At 55.1% G+C, this 4,977-nt stretch carries 4 protein-coding genes; 3 read left to right on the top strand and 1 reads right to left on the bottom strand.

Annotation, left to right across the window (positions count from 1 at the left end; translation table 11 throughout):
* Positions 1-904: 904 nt before the first annotated feature.
* Complete coding sequence (locus HMPREF9453_RS10170; protein ID WP_008860478.1) at positions 905-1,771, top strand: M48 family metalloprotease; 867 nt, start codon at positions 905-907, stop codon at positions 1,769-1,771.
* 11 nt (positions 1,772-1,782) lie between these two features.
* A complete protein-coding gene (locus tag HMPREF9453_RS10165; RefSeq protein WP_008860477.1) occupies positions 1,783-3,225 on the top strand; it encodes an AsmA family protein in 1,443 nt (480 codons plus the stop codon).
* Positions 3,226-3,410: 185 nt separating this feature from the next.
* Here HMPREF9453_RS10165 and HMPREF9453_RS10160 read toward each other — a convergent pair whose 3' ends face one another.
* Positions 3,411-3,734 (bottom strand): cupin domain-containing protein, encoded by a 324-nt coding sequence (locus HMPREF9453_RS10160; RefSeq protein WP_008860476.1) that lies wholly within the window; start codon positions 3,732-3,734, stop codon positions 3,411-3,413.
* 142 nt (positions 3,735-3,876) lie between these two features.
* Here HMPREF9453_RS10160 and HMPREF9453_RS10155 point away from each other — a divergent pair, with 142 nt between their 5' ends.
* Positions 3,877-4,542: a Crp/Fnr family transcriptional regulator gene (locus HMPREF9453_RS10155; protein ID WP_008860475.1), complete on the top strand. Its 666-nt coding sequence runs from the start codon at positions 3,877-3,879 to the stop codon at positions 4,540-4,542.
* Positions 4,543-4,977: the final 435 nt, after the last annotated feature.

Raw genomic sequence — 4,977 nt, 5'->3', positions numbered from 1 at the left:
ACACACCTTCGGTGTGAGGGTTCAGTGGACACACCTGCGGTGTGAGGGTTGACGGGGCTTCGCCCCGAGGGTTGTGAAGGGAAAGGTTCTTAAGATGGATGGGCCTTCGGCCCAAGGGTTCTTAAGTTTGACGGGGCCTTTGGCCCCGAGGGTTGCGGATTGCCCTTCGGGCAATGCTTATAAAGTCAGCGTTACGGGATTTGCTTTTCTGTGTCATAGGGCTTGATTGGCATTCTGCTGACTGGCTCGCTTCGCTCGCCTCCCCCTATCCGGCTACGCCGGACTGCCCCCGCAAGCGGGGGCAGAATAAAACACCGCGAAACACTCTCTTCATAAATGGCTCTACAGCATAACGGAGCTTTAAAGTCCCCCCGCCGGGGGGAAGGTGGTGGCGCCAGACACCAAAAGGGGTGCATTTCCGACGCCCGCAGGGCGGTTGTATGGTTTTCCCACGGGCGAAAGCCCGGTTGTCCGGTTTTCGCCGCCAAAGGCGGCATAAAAAATGGCGCCCCCAAGGGCGCCGTACCTCGCCAGCGCAGCGGTACTATATACCTCCCGAGGGCGGAGCCCTCAACCCGTCCGGGAGGCGTCAGCCGATCCCGGACAGAACCCTTGGCGCCCAGGGCCAAAGGCCCGGCGGCGCCATCAACCCTCGCCCGCGAAAGACCACGGTCGGCCGACTAAATGGAAGGCCCTTTTATGGACAGGCTAAGGGCCAACTTCGGCCGACTTGCACATCCTATGCAGGATGTGCACATCAACCTTCGGGAATACTGGAAAGCACCACCCAGGTCCCGGTCCCCATTCCCCACTATCCAAAACACGGTGAAATTGCCATCCGATTTTACCGTGTTTTTTATTCGTGATATGATACAAGTGAAATCTGTAGAAAAGGAGGCCCTCCATGTCCATTACCCCTGTGATTCTAGTTATCCTGACCTTTATTGTTAATTTTATTATGGATTTCTCCTTCTGGTCTGTGATGCTGTCTCTTTACTACCTGGGCGGCGCCCCGGCAGGTACCGATGACGGCACGTTTCTGGTGAAGCTGACTCTGGCTTCGGTGCTCATTCCTGCCGTTCTGGCGCGGCTGGGGGTGATGGAGCGGTTCTTTGTCTATTCCGAAGGCGGGAGGAAGGCCTATGGCGAAGACGGACGCCTTCTGGAAGAAGGACTTGCGAAGATCTGCCGGCGGGGAAATCTGGTTCCTTCGGACTACCGCCTCTATGTAGGTCTTCGGAATGAATACAATGCCTTTTCCCTGGGAAAAAGCATTGTGGTTATGGCGCCCCTGCTCCGTCAGTTTCCAGAGGAGGAGCTCCTTGGCATCATGGCCCATGAAATGGGGCATATCCAGCGGGGCCACACCGGTGCCAGCCTGCTCTGCGTAGGCATGTCCTGGTTCGGCCAGATCATCGTTCTGGTGTACAACACCATTTTCCTCATCTGCCGTCTCCTCGTATGGATTCCCTTCCTGGGTCTCCTCATCAATTTGATGGCCCTTTTCATCAGCCTCCAGTACAATATCCTGTCCTTCCTCCTCCAGACGCCTATGCTCTTCATTTCCCGTTTCGGAAGCAGGAAGGAGGAATATGAAGCCGACGCCTACGCCTGCCGCCTGGGGCTGGGACGGGGCCTGGCCCTGGGGCTCTGCCATATCGAATCCATTTACGGCAGCGGTAATGCGGGCTTCTTTAAAAGCCTGCTGAACGACCACCCTGATACCCCCAAACGGATAGAACGAATCAGGAAATATCTGGAAACCCATTAAGGAGGACACCTATGAAGGAAAAGCTGACCAGACTTCGCAGAGAAAGACAGTGGGGCTCCTATATCCTGGTCCTGGCAGCCATCCTTCTCACCCTTTTCTGCCTCATCCTCCTTCTGGCCAAAATAGCCAGCTTCGGCGCCGCCCGCATTTTCAACTATGCCGCCGCCCGGCAGGACATGCTCCGGGGCACTATCACTGTGGAATCCATCACCGCCAATATCCACGGCGGCGTAACCTTCGAAAACCTTTCCTGGGATGACCCGGAGGGAAATCCCATTCTCCGTGTCCCCTCGGGCACCCTGAAAGTGAATCCCTGGGATATCCTCCGAAAGCACATGGTCTCTACCACCCTGGAAGAAATCACTCTGAATCGCCCGGTCTTCGCCGTCCGCTTTGACGAAGACATGAAGGTGGACTTTGTGAAACAGGATCATGCGAAGGACGAGGACCGGAAGGCCGAGAAAACGCTGGAAGACAAAGTGTCCAATTTCAACAGGAACGGCAGGCCCCTTCATTTCAAGCTGACCATTCACAACGGCCGCATGGAAGCCTTTTACCGCCAGCGCCACTACATCGCAAAACACGTAAACATGACAGGCACCATTAATACCAGAGGAACCACGAAGCTGAGCCTCACCACCGGCTCCTTCGGCGGAACCGCCGTAGGTGACGGCGTGGAGCTTGCCTGTGAAATCGATTTCAAGGAAAAAGGACTTCCTTCCCTCATTAATTTTACTGCCAACGGCGTAGACCCCGCCTCCCTGGGTCTGGGCGATGACATTCACGACAAAATGACCCTTACTGCCCAGGGAAGCGGACCCCTGGCCCGCATGGAAGCAGACGGGACAGTGACCATGAAGGAGCTCCATATTCCGGCCCTGGACTTCAGAAATGTCAAAGGGGATGTCCATTACAGCAGCGGAGAGGTGACTTTTTCCGATGTAACCGCCCGGGTCTACGGCGGCACCGTAACCGCCCGGGGAAATTACAATATAGACAGCCGGGCCTATGACATCTATCTTCAGGGCGAAGACCTGGACAGCCGCATTCCTTCCAATGAGCCCCGATTCTACTGTCTGGTAAAACTGGATGGAGAAATCCACTGCGACGGTGACCAGAAACACCTCATTGCCTTCGGCCGCTTCTCCTCCGGTCCCGGCTTCTACATGCTGGTCCCCTTCAAAGGCATCACCGGCACCTTCAACAACCGCTGGCGGGCGGTGGATTTCTACGACGTATCCATTGACACCAGCTTCGGCATCATCCACACCGACGCCTTCCACATCATCGACGGCCGCCTCCACCTGGGTACCATCGAGCTGGTGGATAAGGAAACAGGGAAAGCCATGAACCTCCGGGAAGCCAGAAACAGCGAAGGCCCCATGAAGACCATCAAAGAAATTCAAAATAATATAGACAGCATCAAAGAACAGGTGGATGGACTGAAGCCATGAGGCCGGCAAAGCCGCCTGGGCAGAGAAAGGCTGACGGCTCCTGCGGCGTGAGGGTTCAAAGGTTCAGAGGGTATGGACTGCCCCCTGCGGCGCCCGAATCCCCGCCGATAAAGGACAGCCGCCTTCCCTATTTCCCGGCCCACTAAAAAGGCACCGGCAGAAAGCCGGTGCCTTTTCCTAAATCATTAATAAATCCGTACCATGGAGAACTTGAACTTTGTAACCGCCTGCAGATGGTGAAGGGTTCCCTTCTTCATGAACAGGAAATCCCCCTTCCTCACCGGATGGTCGATGCCTCCCACCTGAAGAACCGCCTCCCCTTCCAAAGCCTGGAAAATGAGATCCGCCGGCGCCTGATGGTCAGGAATAAGCACTCCCGCGTCCACCGCCATAAGCACATGCTCCGCCTTATCATTGCTGTCAATCACCAGCGGACGGAAACCGCCTTCCTTAAATTCCACCTTATCTGCCAGATTAAAAACGACGCCTTCCTGAATTGTGTTAATCATATGAACCATCCTTTCTTTATACTTGAGCTCTGTAAGCTCTCATTTCTTTATCTGTCAATAGTATAAAGAAAATCCGCCGCCAAAACCTTGATACCTGTCAAGAAATCGAAAATTTCTAAATTTTTATAAAAAGAAGGTTTCTATGAAAGAACATCACTGCGTATCCATCGTCCCCCTCTTCAACCACCTCACCGAAGAGGAACAGAACCAGGTAGAAAGCCTCATCCTCCACCGCCACTTCCGCAAAGGCGAAACCGTATGGCAGCCAGGCGAAGACCCCCTCCTCATCATCGTGGCAAAAGGCTCCATGAAAGTGTACATGCTCTCCGGCAGCGGCAGAGAACAGCTCCTCCGCCTCCTCACCCCCGGCAGCTACGAAGGGGTCAATGCCCTCCTCGGTGCCAGAGCCCAAAGCATTTACATCGACACCCTGGAAGAAACGGACGCCTGCCTCCTCCGCAAAACCGACTTCAACGCCCTCCTCCTGAAAACCCCCAGCCTGGCCCTGAAACTTCTGGAAATGAACGCCCAGCGCATGGCAGACACAGAAAACCAGACCCGCTTCCTCATGATGGAAAAAGTGGAAACAAGACTGGCCTCCTACCTCACCGCCCTTTCCAATGAAAACGAAAAGGACACGGTAGAAATCCCCATGAAAATGAAAGACCTCTCCGCCTACCTGGGCACCACCCCCGAAACCCTGTCCCGCAAACTCCACCTGCTGGAAGAAAAAAATATCATCCGCAGAAAAGGAAAGAAAATCGGGATTATGGACAGAGAAAAACTGAGAGAAATGGCGGAAGAATAGGGTTCAGAGGGGAAGGTTGACGGGGCCTTTGGCCCCGAAGGTTGTGTAGAAGGGTTGTGGAAAAGGGTTCTTAGGATGGACCGGCCTGAGGGCTGGAGGGTTCGTAAGTTTGACGGCCCTTCGGGCCGAGGGTTGTGGATTGCCCTCTCGGGCAATGCTTATAAAGTCAGCGTTACGGATTCACCTTTCTGTGTCATACGTCATGATAGGCATTCTGCGGATTGGCTCGCTGCGCTCGCCTCCCCCTTTCCGGCTGCGCCGGACTTCCCCCGCAAGCGGGGCAGAATAAAGCTAACGCATAGCGAAGAATAAAGTCCCCCCGCCGGGGGGAAGGTGGTGGCGCCAGCCACCAAAAGGGGTGCATTTCCGACGCCCGCAGGGCTGTTGTATGGTTTTCCGACGGGCGAAGCCCGGCTGTCCGGTTTTCGCCGCCAA

The organism is Dialister succinatiphilus YIT 11850, from assembly GCF_000242435.1.
Classification (GTDB): Bacteria; Bacillota; Negativicutes; order Veillonellales; family Dialisteraceae; genus Dialister; species Dialister succinatiphilus.
This window is presented reverse-complemented; position numbering and strand designations above follow the sequence as displayed.

Coding starts and splice junctions, on each gene's coding strand:
- HMPREF9453_RS10165 (WP_008860477.1), top strand. CDS start 1,783: ATGAAGGAAAAGCTGACCAGACTTCGCAGAGAAAGACAGTGGGGCTCC.
- HMPREF9453_RS10160 (WP_008860476.1), bottom strand. CDS start 3,734: ATGATTAACACAATTCAGGAAGGCGTCGTTTTTAATCTGGCAGATAAG.
- HMPREF9453_RS10155 (WP_008860475.1), top strand. CDS start 3,877: ATGAAAGAACATCACTGCGTATCCATCGTCCCCCTCTTCAACCACCTC.
- HMPREF9453_RS10170 (WP_008860478.1), top strand. CDS start 905: ATGTCCATTACCCCTGTGATTCTAGTTATCCTGACCTTTATTGTTAAT.